Source organism: Kineococcus vitellinus (genome assembly GCF_009906315.1).
In the GTDB taxonomy this organism is placed as follows: domain Bacteria; phylum Actinomycetota; class Actinomycetes; order Actinomycetales; family Kineococcaceae; genus Kineococcus; species Kineococcus vitellinus.
In genome coordinates, this window is sequence record NZ_JAAALL010000606.1 from 1 (window position 1) to 771 (window position 771).

1 protein-coding gene is annotated in these 771 nt (G+C 80.4%); it reads left to right on the plus strand.

Going from position 1 to position 771, the window contains the following annotated elements:
* Positions 1-618 (plus strand): hypothetical protein (locus GTQ99_RS23695; protein ID WP_205708131.1); only part of this gene is annotated, 618 nt, incomplete at its 5' end.
* Positions 619-771: the final 153 nt, after the last annotated feature.

Genomic DNA, 771 nt, shown 5'->3' on the forward strand with positions numbered 1-771 from the left:
CACCACCGCCCCGCGATGCCGGGCGACGACGCGCTCGTCGCGCTCGCCGGGGGCGTGGACCCCTCCGCCGTCCAGGAGGCCGCCCACGCCGCCGCGAGCGCCCTCGTGCACGGCGCCCGCTCGGCCCGGGACGCCGAGGTGACCCGCCGCGTCGTGCGCCTGGCGCAGGACGAGGGCCTGGAGGTCATCGCCCGGCTGTGGGCGGACGCCCCCGCCGACTCCCTGGCCGGAGCCCTGTGGCGGCTGTACGTGCTGCGCACGTGGGTGCAGCGCCAGCCCGTCGCCGTGGCCCGCCAGTACGCCGAGGGCCGCCACCACGTCCCCGTCCTGGAGGTCGTCGCCGGGGTCGGGGACCCGCCCGGGCCCCGCGAGGTCGTCGCCGTCGTCGACGCCGTGCTCACCGGGGTGGCCGAGGGCGACTTCGCCGTCACCCTGGAGCGCGCGGCGGCCTTCTGCCGCGTCGTGGCCGTCGGCCGCGCCCACCACGCCGACGACGCCGTCCCCCGCGAGCGCGAGGACGCCGCCGCCGCGCTGACGCTCTCGGCCGCGCGCCTGGTGCGCACCGCCGAGCAGCTGGAGGTCGTGGCGGCCCGCTGGCGCGCGGGCGAGCTGGGCTGACGCGCCGCCCGGCGCCGCGGGGGTGCCCCCGGCGGGCCCGGCTCGTTACAATGGGAGGGCGTCGGGCCGCGGTAGCCCCGGGTCCCAACTGAAGCCGCTACGAGCGGCGATGCGCCGTGAGGCGCTTCCCGGTCCGGCGCGCCCCTCCTCCCC